Below are 23,989 nucleotides of genomic sequence, written 5' to 3'. Positions count from 1 at the left end.
TTGTCCCCTTCGATTTGAAAGGGAGGCTTATGCGATTGAAACAGGCACTCAACCAAAAGGAACTGGCGTTCTGTATCCACTATCATTCCCTGCAAAATCCGCGCGAAGCGGCCCTCGCCGCTGGGTATCCGGCCGACCGGGCGGCGCGCGCCGGCCGCGCGCTGCTGGCCCGGCCGGAGATTAGCGCGCAGCTCGCGGCGCTCGCCCGCGAGGAGGAGGGGCGCGACCTCGCCTCGCAGGTGCGGGCCGGGCTCCACCGGCTCGCGTTTGGCAGCGCGGCCGACGCGGCCAAACTGCTCTTCTGGGAGGAGGACCCCGGCCCGCAGGCGCTGGAGGGCCTGGACCTGTTTCAGGTGGCCGAGCTGCGGCGTGGCAAAAACGGCGTGGAGGTCAAATTTTTTGACCGCATCAAGGCGCTGGAGGCGCTCGCCGCCCTGGACCGGCCGGAAACGACGGCCGGAACGGCCCTGCCCTTCTACCGCGCGCTGCTGGGCAGCGTGGAGCAGCCGGCGGAAGACGGCGGACGCGATGACTGAGTTCTACGCCTTTTCGCGCAAGCAGCGCACCGCCATCAACTGGTGGTGCCCGGGCAGCCCCCACGCGGGGCGGGACGCGATCATCTGCGACGGCGCGATCCGCAGCGGCAAGACCCTGTGCATGTCGCTGGGCTTTGCAGCGTGGAGCATGGCCTGTTTTGACGGCATGGCCTTTGCCATCTGTGGCAAGACGGTGACATCAGTGCGGCGCAACCTGGTTGTTCCGTTGCTGCAAAATCTCCGGGATTTGGGCTTCGATTGCCGCGACAGGCTCTCGCAAAACCGCATCGACATCCGCTTTGGCGGGCGGGAAAACCGCTACTACCTGTTCGGCGGCAAGGACGAGGGGTCCGCTGCGCTGATTCAGGGTGTGACGCTGGCCGGGGTGCTGCTCGACGAGGTGGCGCTGATGCCCCGCTCCTTTGTGGAGCAGGCGATCGCGCGCTGCTCAGTCCCCGGTTCCCGCTTTTGGTTCAACTGCAATCCGGAGCATCCCTTTCACTGGTTCCACACCGAATGGATTCAGAAGGCGCAGCAGAAAAACGCGCTCTACCTGCATTTCACCATGCGGGACAACCCCTCCCTCTCCCCCGCCATCCGGCGACGGTACGAGGGGATGTATTCGGGTGCGTTCTACGAGCGGTTCGTGCTGGGGCGCTGGGTGGCTGCCCAAGGGCTGGTCTACCCGATGTTCCGCGAGGACCGCCATGTGGCGCGCACCCTCCCTTCGGCGTGCGAACAATATTATATCTCCTGCGACTACGGCACGGTCAACCCCATGTCGATGGGGCTCTGGGGACTCTGCGGCGGCGTGTGGTACCGCCTGCGGGAATATTACCACGATTCCCGCGCGGCCGGGGTACAGCGCACCGACGAAGAGTATTACGCGGCGCTCGAGGAGCTGGCGGGCGGCCTGCCGGTGACGGCGGTGATCGTCGACCCCTCGGCAGCCAGCTTTATCCAATGTGTGCGGCGGCACGAGCGGTTCCGGTGCATTCCGGCAATCAACGATGTGGCCACCGGCATCCGGCGGGTGGGCGACCTGCTGCGGGAGGGCAAGCTGCTCTTTTCTTCACAATGCCCCGACATCCTGCGGGAGTTTTCCCTCTACCGCTGGGACGAGGGAGCCGGGCGGGACTGCCCCAAAAAAGAGCACGACCACGCCATGGACGACATGCGTTACTTCGTGATGACCGCGCTGCGGGAGGCGGGGGGCGGGTTCTTCGCGCTCGCCGCCGGCCGGAAAGCTGCGGGGGAGAAAGAATGATTGGAGGGATGATTCCTTGGGATTTTTGCAAAGGCTGTCGGGCGGCAGGCCGCCGGGCGCGGCCTGTGTGCAGACAGCCCCGCGGAACCTCGGATGGGACAGCCCGTCCCACCGGCAGGCCCTGCTGACAGCGGAACACCGCCTGTATGAACGGCTGCGGGAAAGCGTGCCGCTTGTGGACGCAGCGATCCAGAAGATCGTGCGGCTGGTGGGCGGGTTCCGGCTGGACTGCACCGACCCCGACGCACAGGATCAGCTGCGCCGCTTTGCGGCGGGCGTCCCGGTGGGCGGGGTGCAAACCGGCCTGGACGCATTTCTGTCCTGCTACCTCGACGACCTGCTCACCTACGGCGGCGCTGCGGGAGAGATCGTGCTCAACGAGGAGCAGGACGGCATCTTTGCGCTCTACAACAGCCCGCTTTCTGCCCTGGAGGTTGCTGCGCCCAACAGCCCGGTGCAGGCGGAATTTTTCCGGCGAGATGGGCTGACCGTCAGCCCGATCGCCCAGCCGGGACTGATTCTTTACAGCGCACTGGGCCCCGAGGCGGGCGAGCTGCGCGGGCGTTCGCTGCTGCGCGGCCTGCCGATGATCGGGGACATTTTGATGCGCATCTACGAATGTATCGGCAAAAACTTCGACCGGGTGGGCAATGTGCGTTTCGCCGTCACCTACCGCCCGGGTGACAACGCGGTGGACGCTGCAAGCGCGCGGGAGATCGCGCAGAACATCGCGCAGGAGTGGGGCGAAGCGATGTCCGCCTCCGCCAAGGGGCGTGTCAAGGACTTCGTCGCGGTGGGCGACGTGGACATCAAGGTGATCGGCGCGGACAACCAGGTGATCGACACCAAGGTGCCCGTGGAGCAGATGCTGCAGCAGATGGTGGCCAAGTTGGGCTTGCCGCCCTTCCTGCTGGGGCTCTCCTGGAGCACCACCGAGCGGATGAGCAAGCAGCAGGCGGATATCCTGACCAGCGAGCTGGAGGCCTACCGCCGCGTGCTCACGCCGGTAATCCAGAAAATCTGCGGCGTGTTTCTCGCGCTGGAGGGCATTGCGGCCGACGTGACGGTGGAATGGGATATGATCAATCTCCAGGACGAGCTGGAGACCGCCCAGGCGCAGCTGCTGCTGGCGCAGGCCGCAAAAGAACAGGAGGCAACCGAATGACGACCAAACAGGCCATGATCTACAAGGGGTTTGAATCGGCCGGGGCTACCGAGGAGGACCTGCAAAAAATCAACCGCTACACCCGCCGGGAGCTCAGCGCCGACGAGGTTTACGTCTTCCCGCTGATCCTGTGCGACAACGAGGTGGACCGCGACGGCGAGCGCTTTTCAATTGATGCGCTGCATAAGCTGCGCCGGCTGTTTTTGGGGAAAACCGGCATCTTCGACCACAACCCAAAGGGTCAGAACCAGACCGCGCGCATCTTTTCCACCGCGGTGGAGAAGGACCCGCTGCGCAAAACCCAGGGGGGCGAGGAGTACCACTTTCTGACCGCGCGCGCCTACATGGTGCGCAGCGACAAAAACGCCGACCTGATCCTCGAGATCGACGCCGGCATCAAAAAGGAAGTGAGCGTGGGCTGCGCGGTGGAGGCCGTGGTCTGCTCGATCTGCGGCAGAAACGTGAAGGAGCGCCCCTGCGAACACAAGGTGGGCAAAACCTACAACGGGGCTGTCTGCCACCGCATCCTCGAGCGGCCCACCGACGCCTACGAATGGAGCTTTGTCGCGGTGCCCGCCCAGCCCGCCGCCGGCGTGACCAAGGCGCTGCTCGCGCCCGGCGGGGCCGTCCGCCCGGATGCGGACGGCCTGCTGGGCCGCCTGAAGGCGGCCCAGGCAGGCGAAGCCCTGACGCCGGGCGACGCGGCAGCGCTGGCGGGCGAGCTGGAGCGGCTGCAAACGCTCGCCAAGGCCGGGGAGAGCTACCTTGCACAGCTCAAGAAGGAGGTGCTGCGCGCGGCCGCGCTGTCCGGCAGTGGCATCGATGTCAAGACGGTCTCAGCGATCGCCGACAAGCTCAACCCGGAGGAGCTGCGCGCGCTCAAAAAAACCTTTGCAGCGGCCGGTGAACACCGCTATGTGCCCCAGGTGCAGCTCGCGGGCAGCCAGGAAGCATCCCAACCCGCGGACAACGCACAATTTTTAATTTAACAAGGAGGAACTCTCTATGTCTTTGACCAAATCGATCACCCTCGACAAATCGATGTACCAGGTGGGCGGCAGTTCGTTTACCCGCGAGCTGGAACGGCTCGATCCGTCGGCCGACTACGCCGGCACCGAGCTGGCCGGGTTGGACGCCTACCAGCGCCAGCTCAAGCGCTTCGACATCCATGTGAGCGGCCCGCAGTCGGACAGCATCCAGAAATTTTTCTCCACCTCGGACAGCAGCTGCCTGTTCCCCGAGTACGTATCCCGCGCGGTGGCGCAGGGGATGAACGACGCGCAGCTGATCGATGAGATTATCGCCGTGCGCACCGACATCAACGCGCCGGACTACCGCTCGATCGTAGTGGACTTCGCATCGGCCAGCCAGACCGCGCCGGTGGTGGCCGAGGGCAGCGCGATCCCGGAGACTACCATCTCCCTCAAGGAGGATCTGGTGACCCTGCAAAAGCGCGGACGCCTGCTCTCCGCTTCCTATGAAGCGGTCAAGTTCCAGCGTCTCGACCTGTTCACCGTGGCGCTGCGTCAGATCGACGCATACATCGCCCGCGCGCAGCTGGGCGACGCGGTGACCGAGCTGCTGGCAGACGTCACTCCGATCGACACCGCCACCGCGTCCACCGTCGCCTACAGCGACCTGATCAATTTGTGGAGCCAGTTCGACAGCGCCTACGAGATGAACACCCTGATCGCAAGCCCTGCTATGGTGCAGAAGCTGCTCTCCCTCACCGAGATGCAGGATGCGGCTGCGGGCCTCGCCTTCCACGGCACCGGCAAGCTCATCACCCCGCTGGGCGCGAAGATCATCAAGACCTCCTGCGTGGCGGACGACAAGCTGATCGCGCTGGACAAACGCTTCGCTTTGGAGATGGTGACCGCCGGCGGTGTGCAGGTGGATTACGACAAGCTGATCAACACCCAGCTGGAACGCGCGGCCGTGACCTCGATTGCAGGCTTCGGAAAAATCTTCCCCGACGCGGTCAAGGTGCTCAAGATCAAGACCACCCAATCCTAATTTTATAACAGCGGGCCGGCCGGGCGGAGAAGGCTCTCCGTCCGGCCCACCAAAAAGGGGGCCAATGGATGAAAATTTCTGAGATTTTGCGCCAGTTTGCCGACCTTACCGGACTTTCCGCATCCGACTGCCAGGGCTTTGCGCCGATGGCGCGCCTGTGCGCGGCGCATCTGCGCTCCCGCCTGCGCCCCGATGTGGACGAGGCAGAACACGCGCGCGAGCTGTGCACCGCGGCGGCGAGCCTCCTGCTCTGCCAATACGCGGCGCTGCCCCAGTCGGCGGACGGCAGTTTCAAGCTGGGCGACCTGTCGATCAGCGGCGGGGCGAAAATCAGCCTTTTGGACGCACGGAACGCGCGCGATGAGCTGATGGCTGCAATCGCGCCGCTGCTGCGGGCGGACGGGGCGTTCCTGGTGCAGGTGGAGGCGGTATGAGGGATCTATACCGGACCTTTTTGGAGCTGTTGGGGCGCTATGGGCGCACTGTAACGCTGCGCAAGGGAACCGAGCGCCACCTGTGCGCCGCCTACATCGCGCCGTTCAACCACGAAAACCGGCAATATCTCGACGACAAATATTCGACGCTCGGCTACCGCGACCAGAACGCCTTCCTCTATATCGGGTCCCCCGAGGGGGCGGGCGCCTCCCTTGCGGTGGGCGACCTGGTGCTGGACTGCGGCGAGTGGTTTATCGTCTCGGTCTGTGAAATGATGCGGGTGGGCGATCAGCCGTTTTATATGTGGGGTATTCTGCGGCGCGCCCACCCCGAGGACGAGGAGGGGACGCGATGACCGGAAGTATCGCGCAGGTCACAGGCGATCTGATCCGGGTACTCAGCTCCGCCCTGGCCGGCGATGGAATCCGCGTTGCGGCGGAGTACCCCGACAAGGCCCGTCCGTCCCCGCTGAGCCGGCAGGTGGTCGCGGTGGGTATCCAGGATGCGGAGGTGCTTCCCTGCGCGCTGGCCGATTTCGCCGGGCTGGATGAGGACGGCGGGGTGTTCGCCCGCAGCCTGGAGCTGACGGCCGCATTGTCCGTCTGCTGCCCGACCGGCGATGAAGCGGCCGGATGCCAGGCGGTATTTTCAAAGCTCTGCGACACGCTGCTGTTCGGCGGCCTCGCCTATGAGGTAAAGCGGGTGTGGTGCGGCAAGGTGACCTACGACAGGGAGCTCGGCGCGCTCGTGCTGCCCTGCTATGCGCGGCTGCGGCTGGCGGTGCAGGCATCCGAGGGCGTGGACGGAGCCCTCGACTTTGTAATCAGGAGAGTGAGTTTATGACGGCGACCAATAGCTTGCGCCCGGGGGTGTTTTCGACCTACACCATCTCCTCGGGCTCGGCGGCGGCCGTATCGGCGCAGTACGCGGCAATCTGCGCGCGCGCCGTGGGCGGCACGGCCGGGACGGTCTACCGCTTCTCCAGCTTGGAGGAGCTGGCCAATACCTTTACAGGCGGGGCGCTCTACTACGGCGCCCGGCTGCTGCTGCGCGCCGGTGTATCGCAGGTGGTCTGCGTACCGGTGAGCACCGACGGAACCGAACCCGCAGACAGCGCCTATGGGGACGCGTTCGACGCGGTGGCCGCGATTGAAAACATCGGCGCGGTGGTCTGCGACAGTGAAAAGGCCGCGGTGCACACGCTGCTGAAGGCCAGTGTGTGCGAGGCGAGCGCCGCGCTGCGCGAGCGGCTGGGCATTGTGGCGATGGCGAACGCGGAATCCGCAGCGGCCCAGGCGCTCGCGCTGGCCAGTGAACGCATCTGTCTGTGCTGCCCGGCCTCGGTATACGAGGGGCAGACCGGCGCGTTCTACACCGCCTGCGCTTACACCGGGCTGCTGCTCACCTCGGGCGTGGGGGAAAATCTCAGCGGGAGCGTGTGCGAATCGATCGCGCTGGACGGGGAAAATCTGGCCGAAAGCGCGGTGCAAACCCTGCTCGGCGCGGGCGTCACCGTGTTTGAGACGGTGGGCGGCGCGGTCGAATGTATCCGCGGGATGACCACCCGTACCAAATCCGACGGCGTGGCCGATTACAGCCTCGCCAACGTCTCGACCGTGCGCATCATCGACCAGGTGCTGCAACGCGCCCGCGCTCGCATGAAGCTGTTGCTGAAAAACGCGCGCGGCAACGCGGCCACCTTGCAAAGCATCGTGGCGCAGATGGCGGTACTGCTCGCCGAGGCGGAAAGCGAGGGGCTGCTCAGCGAATTCGCCACCCCGCTCGCGTCGATTTCAGCGGACGACCCGTCGGTGTGCGTGGTGGAGCTCGCGTTCACCCCGGCCACCGCGATCAATCAAATCCACATTGCGGCGCGCATCTCGTTGTGACGCCGCAGCAAGCCAGTTTGATAAGGGGGGCTGTGTTTGGCGATTCTATTTCCAACCAGCAAGGATATCTATATTGAGATCAACGGCCGCCGCCTGGCGGTCGCGCAGGGCTACAAGGTGAAAACCAGCCGTGAAAGCCGCTACATCGAGGCGTTCGGCAGCGAACAGCCGGTGGGCACGGTGGGCGGCCGTCAAAAGCACATCCTCGAGCTCTCGCGCATCTGTGCCACCCGCGACGCAGTGAGCGACGGCATCGACTTTTATTCCCTCTCGGGGTTTAACGTGGTGATCGTGAAGCCTGACCGCCAGATCATCTATTCGGAATGCGAGTGGGGCGAGATCCTCGAGACAGCGGCGCTCGGCGAGGCGGCGCTGGAGAAGGCCACCATTGTGGCTGGCAAAAGGATGGAACTGTCATGAGCGTGCTGTGGGAACGCCTGAAATCGGCGGCAGCGGCGCTCGCCGGGCGCGGGGGGACTGTCTCCCCCGCCGCCTCGAGCCAGGAATTCCGCGCCGCAGCGCCCGCTGACGCCGCAGCTGCGCGCAGCTTTACCGCCCAGGCCGAATCGATGGGGGCGGGCGGGCGGTCCGTCGGCATCGGATGGGAGGCGGACAGCTTCGCTTCCCTCCCCGGCGCGACGAGCGGCGTGACCGTTCAGCTCACGGAAGCTACGCCCGACCTGGCCACGCTCAGCGGCGCGATCTGCGCCCACTGCCGGCGCTATGCCAGCGACATCGCCGCACAGGAGGTGCTTTGATGGCCAATGTGATGCAATACAACGGTTTTTCCTTCCGTTACAATCCCCGCAAAATCGAGGTGGGCTATCTGCGCCCGGTCTCCGTCACCGACATGCCGTTTTCACCCGCGCTGGTACGGGAACAGCAGGCGCGCCCCCGCGTGGTGAAGGGGGAGGGCGAGCTGTTCGGCCCGAGTTGCACCGCCCGGTTTTCCGAACTCCAGGCCGAGTTCCTGCGGGGCGGGGCAGGGCTTCTGCTCTGCCCGCTATGCGAGCCGATCTACGCCTACTTTTCCAGCCTGCGTGTGGTGGGCGAGGCGGGCCCGGCGGTGCTGCGCTATTCGTTTGAATTTGTGGAGGACCTCTCCTCTGGCGCGGCGCGCGGCGGCATCGGCGGGGCGGTGGTGTATTCGTGATGAACCTATATGCCAAGGTGCTACACGGCAGCTACTTTGAGCTGCCCGCGCCGATTTCGCTGGAGTGTGCGCGCGCCTACGACGTGCCGGCCGACGGGCTAGACGCGGTGTTCCCCGCGGACGCGCTGGAGGAGCTCGGGGAGCTGACCGAGCTGCGGCTGCTGCTCGACGGCGAGCTCGTCTTCGACGGGCTGGTGGACGAGCAGGTGCTCACGAGGGACGCGGCCGGCGTGCGGCTCACCCTGCGCGCCCGCAGCCGCGCAGCCTTACTCCTCGACAACGAAGCGATTCCGCAGACCTTCCAACACGTCAGCCTGCGGGACATCTACAACGCCCACTGCCGCCAATACGGCTTCGCGGGCATCCTGTATGAGCGCAACCCCACCCTGTCCTCCTTCACGGTGGCCAAGGGGCAGAGCGAGTGGCAGGCCCTCGAAAACTTCTGCCGCCAGACACTCGAGCTCATCCCGCATGTGGAGGGGCAGTACATCGCCGCGCGCCCGCGGAAGCCCGCGCGGCGCCTGACGCTCTCCAACATCACAGCGGACGGGCTGCGCTACTCCTCCTTCCAGCTCAGCAACCGCCGCTATGGGGTGATCTCCAAGGTGATTCTCAAGAGCGACACCAAGCTTTACGACACGCCGGTGTATAACCCGCAGGGGGAGGCGCTCGGAATCCGCCGCAAGCGCTACGTCAGCCCGCCCCGCGAATGGGTCAATCCTCGCCGCAGCGCCGACCGCATGATGCGCGACTCGATGCTCAAAAAGCGGACGGTCACCGCTGTGCTGCCCGGGCTTGTTCCGGCCGGACCGGGGGACACCGCCGAGCTGGCCGACCTGGTGGGGCTGGGTCGGCTGATCGTCTATGAAGCGACCCACCGCGCGGACGGCGCGAAGCAGAGCACCACCCTGCTGCTGGTGCAGGACGACTATCTCAGCTAGGAGGCGATGAATATGCTGTTTTCTCAGATGCTGCACGGCGACACGCCGGCCTGCGCGGCCGCCCCGGTGACCCGCAGCGGCGGGGGCACGGTGGACGCAACCGACAGCACCGACTGGTTCTGCGCGCCCCTCTACGCGCCCTACGGGGTGTATGGACTGCCGCCGGAGGGGACGCGAGCGCTGTTTCTGCCGTTGGACGGCGGCTACGCCTGTATCGGCGCGCTGTGCGCGGGCGGCGAGGGCCTCGCACCCGGCGAGCTGCGCCTCAGCTCGGCTGGCGGTGCGGCCATCGTGTTAAAAAACAACGGCGAGGTGTGGATCAACGGGGCGGTCGTCGCCCCGGACGGCACCATCGCCCAAGCTGCAAGCGGGAGGGATGCGACATAGACACGCTTTTGTATCAGGGCGACCACAAGCGCGGTTCGCGCGGCCTGCCGGTCTCGATCGGCGGGAGCGATGAGCTGATCCAACGGGCGATGATCCGCCTGGCGGTGCGGCGCGGTAGCTTTGCACCCGACCCAGAGTTGGGCAGCGCCTTCTACACCCTGGGCGCTGTTGGCGCGCGCGACCTGGACGCGGCCGCGCTCAGCCTCGCGCATCAGGCGCTGACGCCCCTCGCTGGGGTGTCGGTGACCGGAGTGTCCTGCTCCCGCACGGGCGATCGGCTGCGCGTGAACGTGACCTTGACCGTGGGCAATGAAACCAAAACCCTGGAGGTGAACCTGGGAATATGAGCGATTATTCCGAATTCCTTTCCGCCATGCAGGCGGAATATGCAGCGCAGACCGGCTTTTCGGCCGACGACGCCTCGGACATCGGCATCCGGCTAAAGGTGCTGGCGACCCAGCTTGCGGCGCTCTCCGGCCGGGTGGAGGCGCTGAAGGCCGAGGCGTTCCCGCAGACCGCGTCGAACGGGTGGCTTGACTACCACGCCGAGACGCGCGGCCTCTCCCGCAAGGCGGCGGCGCCCTCCTCCGGCACGCTGCGGCTCTACCGCGACACCCCGTCCGCTGCGGATATCTCCGTCCCCGAGGGGGTGGTGTGCGCCCTGCGCCAGACCGGCGGGGAGGCCGAGCTGCGCTTTGTCACCACGGCTGCGGGCGTCCTGGAGGCCGGCGATACCTCGATCGACCTGCCCGCGCGCGCCGACCGGGGCGGGGCCGACACCAACGCCGCGCCCGGCGCGGTATGCGTGCTGGTGACGCCGGTGCAGGGCCTGTCGGGTGTGACCAACCCCGCGGCCTTCTCGGGCGGGGCCGACGCTGAAACCGACGATCAACTGCGCGCCCGCCTGCTGAGGAGCTTCGCCTCGATCAGCAACGGCGCGAACGCCGCGTTCTACTACGACTTCGCCATGGGCTTTGACGGCATCGCGTCGGCCAATGTGGTGCCGCGCGTATCCGGCCGGGGCACGGTGGGGGTCTACCTCGCGGGCGAGGGCGCGCCCGCATCCTCTGAGCTGGTGCAGGAGATCGAGGCGCGGCTCTCGCAGGCGCGCGAGATCAATGTGGATGTGACGGTGGCGAGCGCCCAGGCCGTGCCGGTCAACCTCACGCTGCAAATTGAGGGAACCAGCGGCGTGGAGTTTGAAAGCCTCAAGGCCGCCTGTACCCAGCGCCTCACCGATTTCTTCCGCGGGCTGGCTGTGGGACAGGACCTGCTGCTCTCGTCGGTCGGCGACGCGCTGTATCACACCGAGGGCCTTTACAACTACAAGCTGACCGCGCCCACCGCCGACCAAGAGGCGGAGGCCAACCAGCTCTTCACGCTGGGTACGGTGACCATCAGCAGAATGGCGGTTGTGTCATGACAAACAGCTTGACAGACATGATTCGCCTGCTGCGGCCGCTCGGCCTGTATTCGCTCGAGGGCGGCACCCTGGTGGACGCCGAGCTGGCGGCCTACGGCGCGGGGTTCGCGCTGGTGGAGGCGCAGCTCGGCGCGCTCGAACGCGAATGCTTTTTGCAGACCGCCGAGGACTACGGGCTGTCGCTGCGCGAGGCGGCGATGCAGCTCTTTCTGCGGCCGCAGAATACGGTGGAAAAACGGCGCGAGCTGCTGCTCTACCGCCTCGCGGTCGCGCCCAACGACTACAACCTCGCGGGCATGACCGGATCGGTGCGGGCGGCCGGCCTCAACGCCCAAATCGTGGAGGACATCGCAAACGAACGCATCCGCATCGTCGAGGACGGGTACATCGGCAATTTTGAGGATATGGACGCGGTGAAGGAGGAGGTCCGGCGGATGCTGCCCGCCCATCTCGAGGCGGATTTTGAGATCGGCACCCTCACCTGGGATATCTTCGACGCCGCCGACCTGACCTGGACAGGCTTTGAGGCCAAAGACGCGACCTGGAATCAACTCGACCTGGACGGGGCGGGTATTTTGGAGGGAGATCATTAAATGGCAAGTTCACAAAAGACATCCCATTTGCAGCTCAACCACTGGCTGGGCAGCGACAAGCCCAAGCGCGAGGATTTCAACCTCGACAACCAACTGATCGACAGCGCAATCAAAACCCATGTGCAGGACACCGGCGCGCACGTCACCGACGCCGAACGCGAGACCTGGAATTCCGGGGCGTTCACGCTGGGCAGCTATGTGGGAGACGGCGCCGCCTCGCGCGCCATTGCGCTGGGCTACCGGCCGCGCGTTCTGCTGCTGTTCACCGCCGACCGGCCGCTGTGCGAATACAATGCGGCGGTCAACACCAACAACGTCTATTCCGCGGCGATCACCCCGCTGGGCGTCTCCAAGGGGATCGCCGCGACCGACAACGGCTTTACGGTGGAAACCAACGCCACGGCTGTGACCGGCAGCTCGACCTGCGCCCTCAATCAAAGCGGAAAGACCTATCTCTATCTGGTCTATCGATGAGGTGCAAGGCCCGCCAGGAGAGCAGCAAAAGAGGGAAACGCATATGCGTTTCCCTCTTTTTTTGCCGCCCGGTCAGCGCAGATAGGTACCCATGCTGTCGACAACGTCGCCGACCGCGCGGATCGCCTTGCCCGCATTGCGTTTGAGCTTTTTGGTATTCATTTTTTTGCTGTTGTGCCCCGCCATCATATAGGCCGCCGTGCCCGCCGCCATTGCAACGCACACGCCGGTGATCGCGGCGCCCGTCGCTTTGCTGTTTTTCAAAGTGGTCGCCTCCCCGGTTCAAATTTGCGCAAATCTTCTTTGCTTCTTTAGCTTTTGCAGGCGGCGGGCCTTTAACCGTGGCAATTTTTCCAGTTTTCAAATTTTGCGGGCGCCGCTGCGCCCGGCGGATATTGTTTTTTTCTCGCCGCTGCATTATAATAAATTGCATTCAGGCCGCGCCATGCGGCCATACAAGGAGGGGTGCCCGATGTACAAACGGCCCGCGCGGGTGGCGGCGATCCACGACCTTTCGGGGTTCGGGCGGTGCTCGCTCTCAGTGATCCTGCCGGTGCTCTCCGCCATGGGGGTGCAGGTCTGCCCCGTGCCCACCGCTGTGCTTTCGACGCACACCGGCGGCTTCGGCGAGGTGGAGTTCCGCGACCTCACCGACTACATCGGGCCCGCCCTCGCCCACTACCGTCGGCTGGGGCTGGAGTTCGAGTGTGTCTACTCGGGGTTTCTCGGTTCGGTTGAGCAGATCGACCACTGCCTCGACTTTTTTGCGGCCTATCCCGATGCGCTGGCGGTGGTAGATCCGGTGATGGGCGACCACGGCAAGCCTTACAAAACCTACACCGCGGCCATGCAGCGGCGGACGGCGGAGCTGGTGGCGGTGGCCGACGCGATCACCCCCAATCTCACCGAGGCCTGCATCCTGCTGGACGAGCCCTATGCCTTTGAACCGCTGACCCAGCAGAAGGCCAAGAGTATGCTCGCCCGCCTGTCGGAGAAGGGACCGCGGTTGGTGGTCGTCACCGGGGTGAGCCTGGCGGCCAGCGGCATGTGCAATATCGGTTACGACAAGGAGCGCGGCGCGTTTTGGTGCGTGGACTGCGACTATGTGCCCGCGACCTACCCCGGTACCGGGGACATCTTTGCGAGCGTGCTGACCGGCGGCTTTTTAAGCGGCGACAGCCTGCCCATCGCGATGGACCGGGCGACCCGCTTTGTGGAGACGGCGATCAAGACCACCTTCTCCTACGGCACCGACCCGCGCGAGGGTGTGATGCTCGAGCGCACGCTGCACCTGCTGGGCGAGCGCGACCAGGCGGCGCGCTACCGCCTGCTGTGACAAATTATCCGGGGGGATCATCATGGATACCAAACGACGCGCGCTGCGCGCCGCCTTTCCGCTCACCATTCCGGTGATGACCGGGTATCTGGTGCTGGGCACAGCCTATGGCATCCTGTTGGCGGACAAGGGCTACGGCGCGGTCTGGGCGCTGCTCACCAGCTTATTGATCTTTGCGGGCTCGATGCAGTTCGTTTCGATCGGCCTGCTGACTGCGGGGTTCCACCCGCTCTATGCCTGCGCGATGACGCTGATGGTCAACGCGCGGCATCTGTTTTACGGCATCGCCATGCTGGGGCGCTACCGCGGGATCAAAAAGGTGAAGCCCTACCTCATCTTTGGACTGACCGACGAGACCTTTTCGATCGTCTGTACCACCGACCCGCCCGAAGGGGTGGACCGCGGCTGGTTCTACTTTTTTGTCACCCTGCTCGACCAGCTCTACTGGGTGGCGGGTTCGGTGCTGGGCGGCCTGGTGGGCGGCCTGCTGCCGTTCGACACCACCGGCATGGATTTTGCCCTGACCGCGCTGTTTGTGGTGATCTTCGCAGGCCAGTGGCAGGAGCGGCGCAACCGCCTGCCTGCGCTGATCGGCGTGGGCGGCTCGGTTCTCTGCCGGATGCTGTTCGGCGCGGACAGCTTTGTGCTGCCCGCGATGGCCTGCATCCTGCTGCTGGTGACATTGCTGCAAAAGCCGCTTGCGAGGGAGGAGCTGCCATGACGATGACTACCGGGCAATCGCTCGTTTTTTTCGGCCTGATCGCGGCTGTCACCCTGCTGACCCGCGCGCTGCCGTTCCTGCTGTTCCCCGAGCACCGCGCCATCCCGCGCTATCTGCGTTACCTGGGGACGGTGCTGCCCGCGGCTGTGATCGGACTGCTGGTGGTGTTCTGCCTCAAGGATATCCAGCCGGCGCAGGCCCCTTACGGGCTGCCCGAGCTGCTGAGCGTGGCGGCGGTGGCCGCGCTGCACCTCTGGAAAAAGAACACCCTGCTCAGCATCGGGGCGGGCACCGCGCTCTATATGGTGCTGGTGCAGGCGGTGTTTCACTAACTGCGTCTAAAAGAAAAAGGCTCCGGGCTCATCTAAGAGGGCCGGGGCCTTTTTCTTTGCAGCGGTTCACGCCCGGTCGGCGATCCCCCAAATCTCGTCGGCATATTCCTTGATCGCGCGGTCGCTGGAGAACATGCCGCAGCCCGCGATGTTGAGCAGGCACTTGCGCGCAAAGCCGTAGCGGTCGCGGTAATCGCGGTTGACCCGCAGCTTGGCGTCGAGGTAGCTCTCGAAGTCGGCCAGCAGGAAATACTGGTCGGGGGCGTGCCAGCTCGCGCCCTTGAGCAGGCTGTCGTACAGGTCCTGGAAGACGCCGGTGCCGCCGTCGTCGAACGTGCCGTCGATGAGGGTGTCGAGCACCCGGCGGATGCGCGGATTGGACTCGTAGAGCTGCCTGGGGTTGTAGGAGGGGCGGAGCTTGTCGATCTCCTCCACACGCAAGCCGAAGATATAGTTGTTCTCCTCCCCGGCCTGCTCCACAATCTCGATGTTGGCGCCGTCGTAGGTGCCCAGCGTCACCGCGCCGTTCAGCGCCAGCTTCATGTTGCCGGTGCCTGAGGCCTCGGTGCCCGCGGTGGAAATCTGCTCAGACACATCCGCGGCGGGCATCAGCAGCTCCGCATAGGAGACGTTGTAGTTCTGCACAAACGCCACCGAGAGCAGGTTCTTCACCCCGGGGTCGCTGTCCACCACGCGGGCGATCTCGCCGATCAGCTTGATGATACCCTTGGCGCGGTAGTAACCGGGCGCCGCTTTCGCGCCGAACAGGAATGCCGTCGGGGTGAAGTTCTCGATGCGGCCCTCCTTGATCCCAAAGTAGATGTCGATGATCGACAGCGCATTGAGCAGTTGGCGCTTGTATTCATGCAGGCGCTTGACCTGGATATCGAACAGGAACTCGGGGTTGAGGCTGATGCCGTCGTGCCGCTTGATGTGTTCGCACAGCCGCCGCTTGTTCTCCTGCTTGATGCGGATGAGACGGTCAAGCACCGCCGTGTCGTCGGCGTACCGGCGCAGGCCGGCCAGCTCGCTCAGATCGGTGATCCAGCGGTCGCTGCCCAGCAGCTCGGTGATCATCGAGGCGAGGGCCGGGTTGCACAGGCCCAGCCATCGCCGCTGGGTGATGCCGTTGGTCTTGTTGACAAACCGCTCGGGGTAGAGCTGATACCATTCGCGCAGGGTGTGGGATTTGAGGATTTCGGTGTGGATGCGCGCCACGCCGTTGGTCTTGTGGCTGACGTATACCGCCAGGCGCGCCATATGCACCCGGCCGCGCGCCAGAATGAGGTAATCGAGCACCTGCCCGCGGGTGAGGCCGCGCGCATTGAGCTCGCGGATCAGGCGCTCGTTGATGAGGCGGATGATCTCCAGCACGCGCGGGGCGACCCCTGCCATCAGGCCGGCGCTCCATGTTTCCATCGCCTCTGGCATGATGGTGTGGTTGGTGTAGGAGAACACCTTCTGGGCGATCTCAAACGCCTCGTTAAACTCCATGCGCTCGTTGTCGATGAGCAGGCGCAGCAGCTCGGGGATGGCGATCACGGGGTGGGTGTCGTTGAGCTGGATGGCGTAGCTGTCCGCAAACTTGGAAAAGTCGTCCCCATACACCGCCTTATACCGGCGCAAAATGTCCTTGAGGGATGCGCTGGTAAAGAAATACTGCTGCTTGAGGCGCAGAATTTTGCCCGCTTCGGTGTCGTCGTTGGGGTAGAGCACCCGCGAGATGTTCTCCGCCTCGTTTTTCTGGCGCAGCGCTTCTTCGTATTTCTGTGCGTTGAACAGGCCGAAATCGAACGGCTCCACCGCCTCGGCCTGCCACAGGCGCAGGGTGTTCACGCTGCCCTCGCCGTAGCCCACCACGGCCATGTCGTAGGGCACCGCGTTCACCGTCTGGTCGCCGAATTCCACCGTCACGGCGTCGGCCTCGCAGCGCAGGCTCCACGGGTCGCCCTGCCGCTGCCAGTCGTCGGCGGATTCCCTCTGCTCGCCGTTCACGATCGCCTGTTTGAACAGGCCGTACTGGTAGCGGATGCCGTAACCGTCGAGCGGCAGGTTGTGGGTGGCTGCCGAATCGAGGTAGCAGGCCGCCAGCCGCCCCAATCCGCCGTTGCCCAGCGCCGCGTCCTCGACCTCCTCCAGGCAGGCCAGATCGACCCCCTTGTCGGCCAAAATGGCGCGCACCTCGTCCAGCACCCCCATGTTGTACAGATTGCTGAACACCAGCCGCCCCATCAAAAATTCAGCGGACAGATAGTAAGCGCGCTTGCGGTTGGCGTGGCTGTGCCGGCACCCCTGCCAACGGGAATAGAGCGCTCCGCTCGCCCAGCGGCCCAGCGCAAAGTGGAGCTGTGCCGGGGTGGCTCGCTCCAGCGTGGTCTGATATTCCATCTCGAGCTCTTCTTCCAGCTCAGATATCAATTTTTCTTTTTCGATCATACAAGGTACCTCCCTCATCATCGGCCAATAACGCTATTGTATCGCATCCCCGGCCCGCTATGCAACGGTTTTTCTCTAATTTTTGGAAACTCCCGCACAGCAAAGCGCCCGGCGGGCCGATGCGGCGGCTTGCCGGGCGCTTGTGTTTCATACGGATTTAGGCTGCGGAAGATGTCCCCGACGAGGCGGCGCCGGAACTCTCAGCGGCCGATGAAGAACCGCCGCCCGTGACGTCCTTGCGCGCTTCTTCCCATTTGGTGCGCGCATCTGCGAGCAGGTCCTCCCAGGTCATTTCACCCGCAAAGTATTTTTGCAGGTTTGCACCGAACACCTCCTGGCCCCACGCGGTGGGGAAGCCCATGAACACCCACGGCATGGTCTTGCCCGCGTCGGCATAGCGCTTCACGGCGCGTCCCAGCGAGTCGGAGGGGGTCAAGTCCTCATAGTTGGTGAAGGCCGGGATGAAGCCGAACTCCTCCACGATGATGCGCTTGCCCTCCTCGCTCTGATACAGCCAGTTGAGGAAGTCCTTGGCCGCCTCCTTTTCGGGGGCGCTGCTCTCGTTGTTGATGCACCAGTACATCGGCACACCCACCGGGATCGAGTCCTCGACCACGCCCTTGAGCGGCAGCGGCAGCATATCCAGGTTGCGCGCCACATCCTCGTCCACCGTGGCGACCTCGCCGTAAATCCAGTTGCCCTGCTGAATCATCGCCACACGCTCGGTGGCCAGGCCGCTGCCCACCTGGGTGGCGTAATCCACCGCGTTGAGCTTGCCCAGGTCGCCGGCGTTCTTGGTGTAGGCCGCTTGCAGGTCGATCAGCGACTTGAGCGCATCGGCATGGGTGAACTCGACCGTACCGGCCTCAAACGCATCGATCGGGCCTTCAAACTCGTTGGTCAGCGCGAGGTTGAGGGTGTGCAGGCCGGTCACCCAGGTCTCCTTGGCGGGCAGCTCAAACACCGCCTCGAGCGCGGGGTATTTCTCCTTCAGGCTGCCGTCGTCGATCTTGGCCTTGAGGGATTTCATCGCGGCCTCGATGCCGTCGAAGGTGTTGAGGCCGTCGGTGGAGATGCCCGCCGTCTCAAAGATCGCGCGGTTGTAAATGAGGCCGTAGCCCTCAATCGCATACGGCAGACCGTAGACCTTGCCGTTTTCGCTCACCGCGAGCAGGGTGCCCTCCACCGCGTTCGCCACCCACGGCTGATCGCTCAGATCCTCCAGGCGGCCGTCCCAGTCGCGCAGGTCCTGCGGGCCGCCGATGTTGAAGATATCCGGCTTGGTGCCGGACTGCATCTTCGCCTTGAGGGCCGCGCCGTAGTCGTCGCCGCCGCCGACTGTATCGATGTTGATTTTGATGCCGGGGTTGGCGTCCATATAGGTCTGGGCAGCCTTTTGCAGCGCATCGGAGATTTCCACCTTAAACTGGAAGATATCGACCTCGGTCTGTTTGGCGTTGGTGCCTCCGGAAGAACTCGACGAGCTGTTGTCGTTCTTCTTGGTGCAGGCCGCCGCGGGGAACGCCAGAACCGCAGCGAGGAGGGTTGCCAATATTCTTTTGCTTTTCATAAAAACCTTCCATTCCTTTCGTTGTGCTGGGGGTGTATCGCTGTTCCACCCCGGGGGCAGAATCATTATGAAATTGCCTACCATTAAAATTCCAAGATTTAACCGGGATTATTCACCCCGGCCCGATTATTTTTGCCGATATGGTTTGACAACCCGTCATTTGCGGGCTACCATAGAAAATGGAAGATTCTTTTTGCGGAGGTTTTTGGATGAAAAATATTCTGGTCTCTCTCAACGCGGGCTATCTGCGCCAGCTCGCGGTGCTGCTTTCCTCGCTGCTGGCCGCCAACCCAGGGGAGGAATTTTGCGTCTACGTCGCCCACTCCTCGCTGGAGCAGGCGCAGCTCGACGAAATGGAGCGCATGCTGGGCGGCCGCTGCGCGCTGCACAGCATCCGGGTGAGCGACGAGATGATCGCTTTCGCCCCCACCAGCGGCCGTTACCCGCACGAGATGTACTACCGGCTGTTCGCCCCGCGCTTCCTGCCCGATTCGCTCGACCGCATCCTCTACCTCGACCCGGACATTGTCGCGGTCAACCCGATCGGCGCGCTTTACAACCTGGACCTCGGCGACAACCTTTTTGCCGCCAGCTCGCATGTGCATCGGCAGTTTCAGAAGTTCAACGAGGTGCGGCTGGGGATGGACCCGGATGCGGCCTACGTCAATTCCGGCGTGATGCTGATGAATCTCGCCCTTCTGCGCGCCGAGCTGGACCCCCAGGAGATTCTGTCCTACATCCGCGAACACAAAAACCGGCTGTTTCTGCCCGATCAGGACATCATCAACGCGCTGTATGGCGGACGCATCCTCGCGGTGGACCCGCTGCGCTACAACCTTAGCGACAAGGTGCTGCGGCTGCACAACCTCTATGCAGGTGCGGACAGGCGGCTGGACCTCGACTGGGTGCGCGCCAACACCTCGCTCATCCACTACTGCGGGCGCAACAAGCCCTGGAAGCCCAACTACCGCGGCGTTCTCGACATCTTTTACCGCGAAGCCGAGGCGCGGCTGGACAGCGCCACTCAAAGAAACGCCAAAGGGGCGGACGGCCGATAACGGCTGTCCGCCCCCTTTTTATGCTGCCGGGCAGGTGATGTAGGTTTGATCAGCGTCGTAGATGGGAACCGCGCTGCCGTTCACCATCTCGATCGTCCACACGAGGCTCCCGTCCCGGGCATCCACCAGGAGGACGTCGTAGTAGGCATCCCCCTCGCCTTCCCGGTAGGTTTCGACGCGGTAGCAGGGCCGCTCCCCCAACCGTTCCCCACCGGCCGGGCGGTAATCCAGAGCGATTCCGTCCGCCCTGGGGCCGGGGTCTTCTGGGATGCTGTCCGGGATCACCACGCCCCTGGCGCCGAATCCGGCCCCATCCCCCGCGCTGCGGTAGGCGTACAGGCGCTCGTTGGCCTGCCGCGCAATCTGTACCGCGCGCTCCGGGGAGATGCCGCCGGCGAGCAGCTGCTCGCCGGGCGCGGCGTCCAGCTCGCTTCGCTCAGCCTCCTCCTCCTTGGGCACCACAAGGCCGAACCCCTCGAACACATAGTCGGTCGCGCGGCTGTAGACACCGGCCGACTCCGCCTCTTCAAATTGGCCTTCGCCTTTACAGATGGTCGCACACATCGCGCCCTGGCCGTCGAAATCGATCTGATAAACCATCGGGATCGTGCTGCCGTAGCTCAGCACGGTCAGCGAAGCCGGTTCGCCCGCCTGATAGGAGGCGAGAAAGCGCTCCACCCCATCCTGGTTTACAGGCCGGCCGCTGCACAGCACATAACCCTCCCGTTCGGCCAGTTCGGGCCAATTCTGCCACTCGGCGTGCAGCTCGGACAACCGCGCGCGGACCGATTCCACCGGTTCGGCGGGCGCATCCGGCGCGGATACGGAGGCGCTCTGCACCGGCTGATCGGACCCGCTCTTGGAAACCTGGGGTTCCTTGGCGCAGGCGGCCAGCAACAGGGCGAACGCCAGCGCCAGGGCTGACACAGAAAAACGCTTCATGCAGCTCCCTCCTCGATTCAATGCTCCTCCAGCCGCTCCACCAGCTCCTTGTCGGGAGTGACATATGCGGTCTGGTAGGGGTCGTAAACCACCATGCCGGGCTTGGCGCCCCTGGGCTTTTTCACATTGCGCGCCGGGGTGTAGTCCACCGCGACCTGCGCAGAATCGCGCGCGCGGCTGTTCCAGGCGGCGATGATTGCGGCCTCGGTCATGGTGCGGTCGGGCACCGGCCGGCCCTCGGTGAACACGATGGTGTGCGAGCCTGGGATCTTCTGGGTGTGCAGCCAGATGTCGCCACCCCGCGCCTGGCGCAGGGTGAGCTGGTCGTTCTGCACGTTGTTCCGCCCGGATAAGATGGTGAACCCGTCGCTCGAGCGGTAGCGGTGGGGTGCTACCTTCTCGGGCTTCTTGTTGCGCGCCTTGTAGTTCTTGATGTAACCGCCCGCCGCGAGCTCCTCGCGGATGGCCGCGAGCTCCGCTTCGGTGGTGGCGCGGGCCAGGGAATCGAACACGCTGTCGAGGTAGAGGGCTTCCTCCTCCCCCTGCGCGATCAGGGTGTGCAGCATCTTTTCCGCGGTGTCCGCCTTGCGGTATTCCGCGTAATACCGCTGCGCGTTTTTCGCGGGCGGGTACTGCGGGTCGAGCGGGATGCGCACAGTGGGGCTGCCCTCCTCATAGAAGTTCTCCGCGTCGAAGTAGGTCATCCCCTTCTCAAGGCGGTAGATGTTTGCATTGATGAGGTCCCCCTGGATTTTAAACCGCTCGCGATTGGCGCACTCCTTGAGCTCCTCCCGCTGGGCCGCCAGCTTGCGGGCGACGCGATCACTGTTGTTGGCGAGCAGGCGCAGCAGGTCGTGGGAGCGCACCTTCATGCGCTCCATGCCGTCCCGTTCACTGTAAAAGCGGTCGAGCAGCTCGGAATAGCTGCCGCACCGCCGGGTCACCATCAGGTGGCCGTACTGGTGGATGTCGATGAACGAGAAATCGCGCGGGCGGCCGTTCGGCTCGGACACCATCGTGGGCTCGCCCGTATGTGTCCGGAGCGTCTCGATCAGGCCCCGCAGCCGAAACGCCAGCCGGTCCGCGGCGTCCCCATCCAGCTCGGTGGCGAGCAGCTCCCGCCCGCGCGCCGCATAGTGGGCCAGCTCCCGGCAGAGGATGGGGGACACGCCCATCAGCGCTTCCATCAGCCCCTTGGAGAGCTCGACCGCCCGGCCGGCGCGCAGCCGTTCGAGCACCTGCTCGGGCTCGCAGTCGGTCAGCACCAGCTTATCCTGCGCGGGGGGCAGCACATAGGTCATGCCGGGCAGGATCTGCCGCACCGAGGACATCTCGTCGTCGATGCGCTTGATCGCGTCGATCACACGCCCGTCCGGCCCGATCAGGATGATATTGGAGTGGCGGCCCATAATCTCCACCGCAAGGGTGAGGGTGACAAGGTCGCCCATCTCGTTGACCGATTCAAAGTCCAGGTGCAGGATGCGGTCGAGTCCGATCTGGCGCACCGCAACCAGCTTCGCGTTGCCCAGGTGCTTGCGCAGCAGCATACAGAACATGGGGGGCTGCTTGGGGTTTTCGATGGCCACCTCGGTGAAGTGGATGCGCGGGCTGTTGGCCCCCGCGGAGAGCAGCAGCTTAGCCCCGCCGCCCCGCCAGCGCAGGGCGATCACCAGCTCCTCGCGCGAGGGCTGGTGGATGCGGTCGACGCGGCTTTCCAGCGCGGCCGACTCGATCTCATATTTGAGCTGGCTCAAAAAGGCTCCGTCCAAAGCCATTGGAATCACCTCCAGGTTGGGCCCGCACACCATGCGCGGGCCGTGTCGTCAGATGTATCGCGCGGGATCGGCCGCACAGCGCGACAGGCAAAATTCCACCTCGGGGAACGCCGCGCGCAGCCGTTCCGCCAGCGGCTCCAGCACCACCCGCTCGGTGCAGGCGTGCCCCGCGTCGATCAGCATGAGGCCCATCGCCTCAGCGTCCAGCAGCAGGTTGTGCTTGCTGTCTGCGGTCACCAGCGCGTCTGCGCCCAGCTCCCGCGCGCGGTAGATGAGATCCGCTCCCGCGCCCCCGCACACCGCCACGCGGCGGATTTCGCCGCTGCGCGGGACATATTTGAGCCCGCCGCAACCGAGGGCGCGCTTGACCAGCTCCGGGTACGCCCCCGCGTCCACCGGCCGCTCCAGCTCGCCGATGCGGCCGAGCGAAAGCCCGCTTGTCCCCGGCACCTCGAGCGGTTCCAGACAGCGCAGCCCGAGGCGCCGGGCCAACGCGTCGTTCACGCCGCCCACCGCCACATCCAAGTTGGTGTGCGCACAGATGGCGTTGATCCCGTAGCGCACCAGCCAATAGGCGGGCTGCCCGGGATGGAGCGAACGCAGCGGATGAAAGATGACCGGGTGGTGCGCCACGATGAGCTGCGCGCTAATCTCCTGCGCCTCCTGCGCCACCTCCCCGGTGATGTCCAGCGCCAGCAGCACCCGGTCGATCTCGGGCTCCCCGGTCTCCACCAGCAAACCGCTGTTGTCCCAACTCTCGACCGCCGCGAACGGCGCGATCGAATCGATCCAATTGTAGATTTCCTTGACCGTGCTCATGTTGTCTCCTCCCCTATCGTCGCCAAAATGCGCGCGGCGAGCGCGCGGCAGCGCACCGCCTCCGCGGCGCGTCCGCGCGAACACTCCAGCCCGGACGCTTTCTTTAAAATCACACCCGCCTGGTGCCGGATGTAGATGCGTGCATCCTCGCAATCGCACTCCGGCATACGGCCCACTGCGGCGTAGCAGTCGTCACAGGGGGTCGCCTCGCCGGTGCGGCGCACCGTGAGCACCGCGTAACAGAACCGCCGGGCGCACGCGGCGTGTTCCGCCTCGATGCGGTAGCCGTTGGCGCACAGCCAACGCCGCAGCTCGTCCGCGCGGGTCATCGGCTGCAACAGGTAGCGCTTGTCCGGGCCTTGCCAATCCGCGTCGCCCAAAATCTGTGCGATCAGGTCTCCGCCCATCCCCGCAATCACAATGTCGTCCACGTCCGCTTCCCTGAGGCGGGACAGGCCGCCCCCCAACAGCGCGGTCACGCGGCCGGCCACCCCGCAGCGTTCAGCGGTCGCGCGGCTGTGCTCCAGCGGCTGCCTGTTGATATCGCAGGCATATCCGCGCGGGCAGGTGTTTGTCCCCACCAGCCAGGCCACCAAGTAACCGTGGTCAGAACCGATATCCGCCACCACCGAGCCGGGCCGCACCAGACGCGCGATCAGCGCCAGGCGCCCGTCGAGCGCGGGCAGGTCGCTATTTTGTCCCATTTTGTCACAATCCTCCC

The 23,989-nt window shown here is 64.8% G+C and carries 29 protein-coding genes; 22 read left to right on the top strand and 7 right to left on the bottom strand.

Annotation, left to right across the window (positions count from 1 at the left end; all coding sequences use genetic code 11):
* The first annotated feature begins 29 nt into the window (after positions 1-29).
* From H8711_RS09735 to H8711_RS09650, 18 genes are all read left to right on the top strand, one after another.
* Positions 30-536 carry a terminase small subunit gene (locus H8711_RS09735; RefSeq protein WP_249283280.1) on the top strand — a complete coding sequence of 169 codons (507 nt, stop codon included), beginning with the start codon at positions 30-32 and terminating at the stop codon, positions 534-536.
* Positions 529-1,803 (top strand): PBSX family phage terminase large subunit, encoded by a 1,275-nt coding sequence (locus tag H8711_RS09730; RefSeq protein ID WP_249283279.1) that lies wholly within the window; start codon positions 529-531, stop codon positions 1,801-1,803. The genes H8711_RS09735 and H8711_RS09730 overlap by 8 nt, the downstream gene beginning before the upstream one ends.
* Positions 1,804-1,819: 16 nt before the next feature.
* A complete protein-coding gene (locus H8711_RS09725; protein ID WP_249283278.1) occupies positions 1,820-2,968 on the top strand; it encodes a serine/threonine protein phosphatase in 1,149 nt (382 codons plus the stop codon).
* Positions 2,965-3,957 carry a hypothetical protein gene (locus H8711_RS09720; RefSeq protein WP_249283277.1) on the top strand — a complete coding sequence of 331 codons (993 nt, stop codon included), beginning with the start codon at positions 2,965-2,967 and terminating at the stop codon, positions 3,955-3,957. The genes H8711_RS09725 and H8711_RS09720 overlap by 4 nt, the downstream gene beginning before the upstream one ends.
* Positions 3,958-3,973: 16 nt before the next feature.
* Complete coding sequence (locus tag H8711_RS09715) at positions 3,974-4,984, top strand: phage major capsid protein (RefSeq protein ID WP_249283276.1); 1,011 nt, start codon at positions 3,974-3,976, stop codon at positions 4,982-4,984.
* A 68-nt stretch (positions 4,985-5,052) separates the two neighbouring features.
* Positions 5,053-5,418: a hypothetical protein gene (locus H8711_RS09710; protein ID WP_249283275.1), complete on the top strand. Its 366-nt coding sequence runs from the start codon at positions 5,053-5,055 to the stop codon at positions 5,416-5,418.
* The gene (locus H8711_RS09705) at positions 5,415-5,774 is read left to right on the top strand and encodes a hypothetical protein (RefSeq protein ID WP_249283274.1); all 360 of its coding nucleotides are present in this window, start codon (positions 5,415-5,417) and stop codon (positions 5,772-5,774) included. The genes H8711_RS09710 and H8711_RS09705 overlap by 4 nt, the downstream gene beginning before the upstream one ends.
* The gene (locus tag H8711_RS09700; RefSeq protein ID WP_249283273.1) at positions 5,771-6,262 is read left to right on the top strand and encodes a hypothetical protein; all 492 of its coding nucleotides are present in this window, start codon (positions 5,771-5,773) and stop codon (positions 6,260-6,262) included. Before H8711_RS09705 ends, H8711_RS09700 begins: the two co-directional genes overlap by 4 nt.
* Positions 6,259-7,308 (top strand): hypothetical protein, encoded by a 1,050-nt coding sequence (locus H8711_RS09695; protein WP_249283272.1) that lies wholly within the window; start codon positions 6,259-6,261, stop codon positions 7,306-7,308. Before H8711_RS09700 ends, H8711_RS09695 begins: the two co-directional genes overlap by 4 nt.
* Positions 7,309-7,344: 36 nt before the next feature.
* Entirely contained in the window at positions 7,345-7,728 is a 384-nt protein-coding gene (locus H8711_RS09690) for a hypothetical protein (protein ID WP_249283271.1), read from the top strand.
* The gene (locus H8711_RS09685) at positions 7,638-8,066 is read left to right on the top strand and encodes a hypothetical protein (protein WP_249283270.1); all 429 of its coding nucleotides are present in this window, start codon (positions 7,638-7,640) and stop codon (positions 8,064-8,066) included. The genes H8711_RS09690 and H8711_RS09685 overlap by 91 nt, the downstream gene beginning before the upstream one ends.
* Entirely contained in the window at positions 8,066-8,461 is a 396-nt protein-coding gene (locus H8711_RS09680; RefSeq protein WP_249283269.1) for a hypothetical protein, read from the top strand. Before H8711_RS09685 ends, H8711_RS09680 begins: the two co-directional genes overlap by 1 nt.
* A complete protein-coding gene (locus H8711_RS09675; protein ID WP_249283268.1) occupies positions 8,458-9,402 on the top strand; it encodes a hypothetical protein in 945 nt (314 codons plus the stop codon). Before H8711_RS09680 ends, H8711_RS09675 begins: the two co-directional genes overlap by 4 nt.
* Positions 9,403-9,414: 12 nt before the next feature.
* Positions 9,415-9,789, top strand: a complete 375-nt coding sequence (locus H8711_RS09670; RefSeq protein WP_249283267.1) for a hypothetical protein — start codon at positions 9,415-9,417, stop codon at positions 9,787-9,789.
* Positions 9,790-9,797: 8 nt separating this feature from the next.
* Positions 9,798-10,136: a histidine kinase gene (locus tag H8711_RS09665; RefSeq protein ID WP_249283266.1), complete on the top strand. Its 339-nt coding sequence runs from the start codon at positions 9,798-9,800 to the stop codon at positions 10,134-10,136.
* Positions 10,133-11,212 (top strand): baseplate J/gp47 family protein, encoded by a 1,080-nt coding sequence (locus tag H8711_RS09660; protein ID WP_249283265.1) that lies wholly within the window; start codon positions 10,133-10,135, stop codon positions 11,210-11,212. Before H8711_RS09665 ends, H8711_RS09660 begins: the two co-directional genes overlap by 4 nt.
* The gene (locus tag H8711_RS09655) at positions 11,209-11,805 is read left to right on the top strand and encodes a putative phage tail protein (protein WP_249283264.1); all 597 of its coding nucleotides are present in this window, start codon (positions 11,209-11,211) and stop codon (positions 11,803-11,805) included. Before H8711_RS09660 ends, H8711_RS09655 begins: the two co-directional genes overlap by 4 nt.
* Positions 11,806-12,279, top strand: a complete 474-nt coding sequence (locus H8711_RS09650) for a hypothetical protein (protein WP_249283263.1) — start codon at positions 11,806-11,808, stop codon at positions 12,277-12,279.
* 72 nt (positions 12,280-12,351) lie between these two features.
* Here H8711_RS09650 and H8711_RS09645 read toward each other — a convergent pair whose 3' ends face one another.
* The gene (locus H8711_RS09645) at positions 12,352-12,543 is read right to left on the bottom strand and encodes a hypothetical protein (RefSeq protein WP_249283262.1); all 192 of its coding nucleotides are present in this window, start codon (positions 12,541-12,543) and stop codon (positions 12,352-12,354) included.
* A gap of 208 nt (positions 12,544-12,751) precedes the next feature.
* Here H8711_RS09645 and H8711_RS09640 point away from each other — a divergent pair, with 208 nt between their 5' ends.
* From H8711_RS09640 to H8711_RS09630, 3 genes are read left to right on the top strand one after another with little or no spacing between them, the layout of a single operon-like run.
* Positions 12,752-13,615 (top strand): pyridoxamine kinase, encoded by an 864-nt coding sequence (locus H8711_RS09640; RefSeq protein ID WP_249283261.1) that lies wholly within the window; start codon positions 12,752-12,754, stop codon positions 13,613-13,615.
* A gap of 22 nt (positions 13,616-13,637) precedes the next feature.
* The gene (locus H8711_RS09635; RefSeq protein WP_249283260.1) at positions 13,638-14,336 is read left to right on the top strand and encodes an AzlC family ABC transporter permease; all 699 of its coding nucleotides are present in this window, start codon (positions 13,638-13,640) and stop codon (positions 14,334-14,336) included.
* Positions 14,333-14,668, top strand: coding sequence for a branched-chain amino acid transporter permease (locus tag H8711_RS09630; RefSeq protein ID WP_249283259.1), 336 nt, complete (start codon positions 14,333-14,335; stop codon positions 14,666-14,668). The genes H8711_RS09635 and H8711_RS09630 overlap by 4 nt, the downstream gene beginning before the upstream one ends.
* 66 nt (positions 14,669-14,734) lie before the next feature.
* Here the strand turns inward: H8711_RS09630 and H8711_RS09625 are convergent, their stop codons facing one another.
* Positions 14,735-17,104, bottom strand: coding sequence for a glycogen/starch/alpha-glucan phosphorylase (locus H8711_RS09625; RefSeq protein ID WP_249283258.1), 2,370 nt, complete (start codon positions 17,102-17,104; stop codon positions 14,735-14,737).
* Positions 17,105-17,261: 157 nt separating this feature from the next.
* Complete coding sequence (locus H8711_RS09620; RefSeq protein ID WP_249283257.1) at positions 17,262-18,674, bottom strand: ABC transporter substrate-binding protein; 1,413 nt, start codon at positions 18,672-18,674, stop codon at positions 17,262-17,264.
* Between the two features lie 209 nt (positions 18,675-18,883).
* Here H8711_RS09620 and H8711_RS09615 point away from each other — a divergent pair, with 209 nt between their 5' ends.
* Complete coding sequence (locus H8711_RS09615) at positions 18,884-19,732, top strand: glycosyltransferase family 8 protein (RefSeq protein WP_249283256.1); 849 nt, start codon at positions 18,884-18,886, stop codon at positions 19,730-19,732.
* A gap of 18 nt (positions 19,733-19,750) precedes the next feature.
* On the opposite strand, the gene H8711_RS09610 is transcribed toward H8711_RS09615, so the two are convergent.
* The 4 genes from H8711_RS09610 to H8711_RS09595 are packed head-to-tail and all read right to left on the bottom strand — an operon-like array spanning position 19,751 to position 23,972.
* The gene (locus H8711_RS09610) at positions 19,751-20,674 is read right to left on the bottom strand and encodes a hypothetical protein (RefSeq protein WP_249283255.1); all 924 of its coding nucleotides are present in this window, start codon (positions 20,672-20,674) and stop codon (positions 19,751-19,753) included.
* 17 nt (positions 20,675-20,691) lie between these two features.
* Positions 20,692-22,449: an Rqc2 family fibronectin-binding protein gene (locus H8711_RS09605; RefSeq protein WP_249283254.1), complete on the bottom strand. Its 1,758-nt coding sequence runs from the start codon at positions 22,447-22,449 to the stop codon at positions 20,692-20,694.
* A 48-nt stretch (positions 22,450-22,497) separates the two neighbouring features.
* Positions 22,498-23,268, bottom strand: coding sequence for a Nif3-like dinuclear metal center hexameric protein (locus H8711_RS09600; RefSeq protein WP_249283253.1), 771 nt, complete (start codon positions 23,266-23,268; stop codon positions 22,498-22,500).
* Positions 23,265-23,972, bottom strand: a complete 708-nt coding sequence (locus H8711_RS09595) for a class I SAM-dependent methyltransferase (RefSeq protein WP_249283252.1) — start codon at positions 23,970-23,972, stop codon at positions 23,265-23,267. Before H8711_RS09595 ends, H8711_RS09600 begins: the two co-directional genes overlap by 4 nt.
* Positions 23,973-23,989: the final 17 nt, after the last annotated feature.

The organism is Ligaoa zhengdingensis, from assembly GCF_014384885.1.
In the GTDB taxonomy this organism is placed as follows: Bacteria; Bacillota; Clostridia; order Oscillospirales; family Ruminococcaceae; genus Ligaoa; species Ligaoa zhengdingensis.
The sequence above is the reverse complement of the archived record's forward strand: the minus strand, read 5'-3'. Positions and strand labels throughout refer to the sequence as shown.

What these genes read in the sequence shown, in the direction of transcription:
- H8711_RS09710 (WP_249283275.1), top strand. Translation starts at nt 5,053, where the DNA reads ATGAAAATTTCTGAGATTTTGCGCCAGTTTGCCGACCTTACCGGACTT.
- H8711_RS09695 (WP_249283272.1), top strand. Translation starts at nt 6,259, where the DNA reads ATGACGGCGACCAATAGCTTGCGCCCGGGGGTGTTTTCGACCTACACC.
- H8711_RS09625 (WP_249283258.1), bottom strand. Translation starts at nt 17,104, where the DNA reads ATGATCGAAAAAGAAAAATTGATATCTGAGCTGGAAGAAGAGCTCGAG.
- H8711_RS09735 (WP_249283280.1), top strand. Translation starts at nt 30, where the DNA reads ATGCGATTGAAACAGGCACTCAACCAAAAGGAACTGGCGTTCTGTATC.
- H8711_RS09705 (WP_249283274.1), top strand. Translation starts at nt 5,415, where the DNA reads ATGAGGGATCTATACCGGACCTTTTTGGAGCTGTTGGGGCGCTATGGG.
- H8711_RS09715 (WP_249283276.1), top strand. Translation starts at nt 3,974, where the DNA reads ATGTCTTTGACCAAATCGATCACCCTCGACAAATCGATGTACCAGGTG.
- H8711_RS09610 (WP_249283255.1), bottom strand. Translation starts at nt 20,674, where the DNA reads ATGAAGCGTTTTTCTGTGTCAGCCCTGGCGCTGGCGTTCGCCCTGTTG.
- H8711_RS09680 (WP_249283269.1), top strand. Translation starts at nt 8,066, where the DNA reads ATGGCCAATGTGATGCAATACAACGGTTTTTCCTTCCGTTACAATCCC.
- H8711_RS09730 (WP_249283279.1), top strand. Translation starts at nt 529, where the DNA reads ATGACTGAGTTCTACGCCTTTTCGCGCAAGCAGCGCACCGCCATCAAC.
- H8711_RS09650 (WP_249283263.1), top strand. Translation starts at nt 11,806, where the DNA reads ATGGCAAGTTCACAAAAGACATCCCATTTGCAGCTCAACCACTGGCTG.
- H8711_RS09620 (WP_249283257.1), bottom strand. Translation starts at nt 18,674, where the DNA reads ATGAAAAGCAAAAGAATATTGGCAACCCTCCTCGCTGCGGTTCTGGCG.
- H8711_RS09615 (WP_249283256.1), top strand. Translation starts at nt 18,884, where the DNA reads ATGAAAAATATTCTGGTCTCTCTCAACGCGGGCTATCTGCGCCAGCTC.
- H8711_RS09640 (WP_249283261.1), top strand. Translation starts at nt 12,752, where the DNA reads ATGTACAAACGGCCCGCGCGGGTGGCGGCGATCCACGACCTTTCGGGG.
- H8711_RS09700 (WP_249283273.1), top strand. Translation starts at nt 5,771, where the DNA reads ATGACCGGAAGTATCGCGCAGGTCACAGGCGATCTGATCCGGGTACTC.
- H8711_RS09655 (WP_249283264.1), top strand. Translation starts at nt 11,209, where the DNA reads ATGACAAACAGCTTGACAGACATGATTCGCCTGCTGCGGCCGCTCGGC.
- H8711_RS09720 (WP_249283277.1), top strand. Translation starts at nt 2,965, where the DNA reads ATGACGACCAAACAGGCCATGATCTACAAGGGGTTTGAATCGGCCGGG.
- H8711_RS09635 (WP_249283260.1), top strand. Translation starts at nt 13,638, where the DNA reads ATGGATACCAAACGACGCGCGCTGCGCGCCGCCTTTCCGCTCACCATT.
- H8711_RS09600 (WP_249283253.1), bottom strand. Translation starts at nt 23,268, where the DNA reads ATGAGCACGGTCAAGGAAATCTACAATTGGATCGATTCGATCGCGCCG.
- H8711_RS09670 (WP_249283267.1), top strand. Translation starts at nt 9,415, where the DNA reads ATGCTGTTTTCTCAGATGCTGCACGGCGACACGCCGGCCTGCGCGGCC.
- H8711_RS09660 (WP_249283265.1), top strand. Translation starts at nt 10,133, where the DNA reads ATGAGCGATTATTCCGAATTCCTTTCCGCCATGCAGGCGGAATATGCA.
- H8711_RS09605 (WP_249283254.1), bottom strand. Translation starts at nt 22,449, where the DNA reads ATGGCTTTGGACGGAGCCTTTTTGAGCCAGCTCAAATATGAGATCGAG.
- H8711_RS09630 (WP_249283259.1), top strand. Translation starts at nt 14,333, where the DNA reads ATGACGATGACTACCGGGCAATCGCTCGTTTTTTTCGGCCTGATCGCG.
- H8711_RS09595 (WP_249283252.1), bottom strand. Translation starts at nt 23,972, where the DNA reads ATGGGACAAAATAGCGACCTGCCCGCGCTCGACGGGCGCCTGGCGCTG.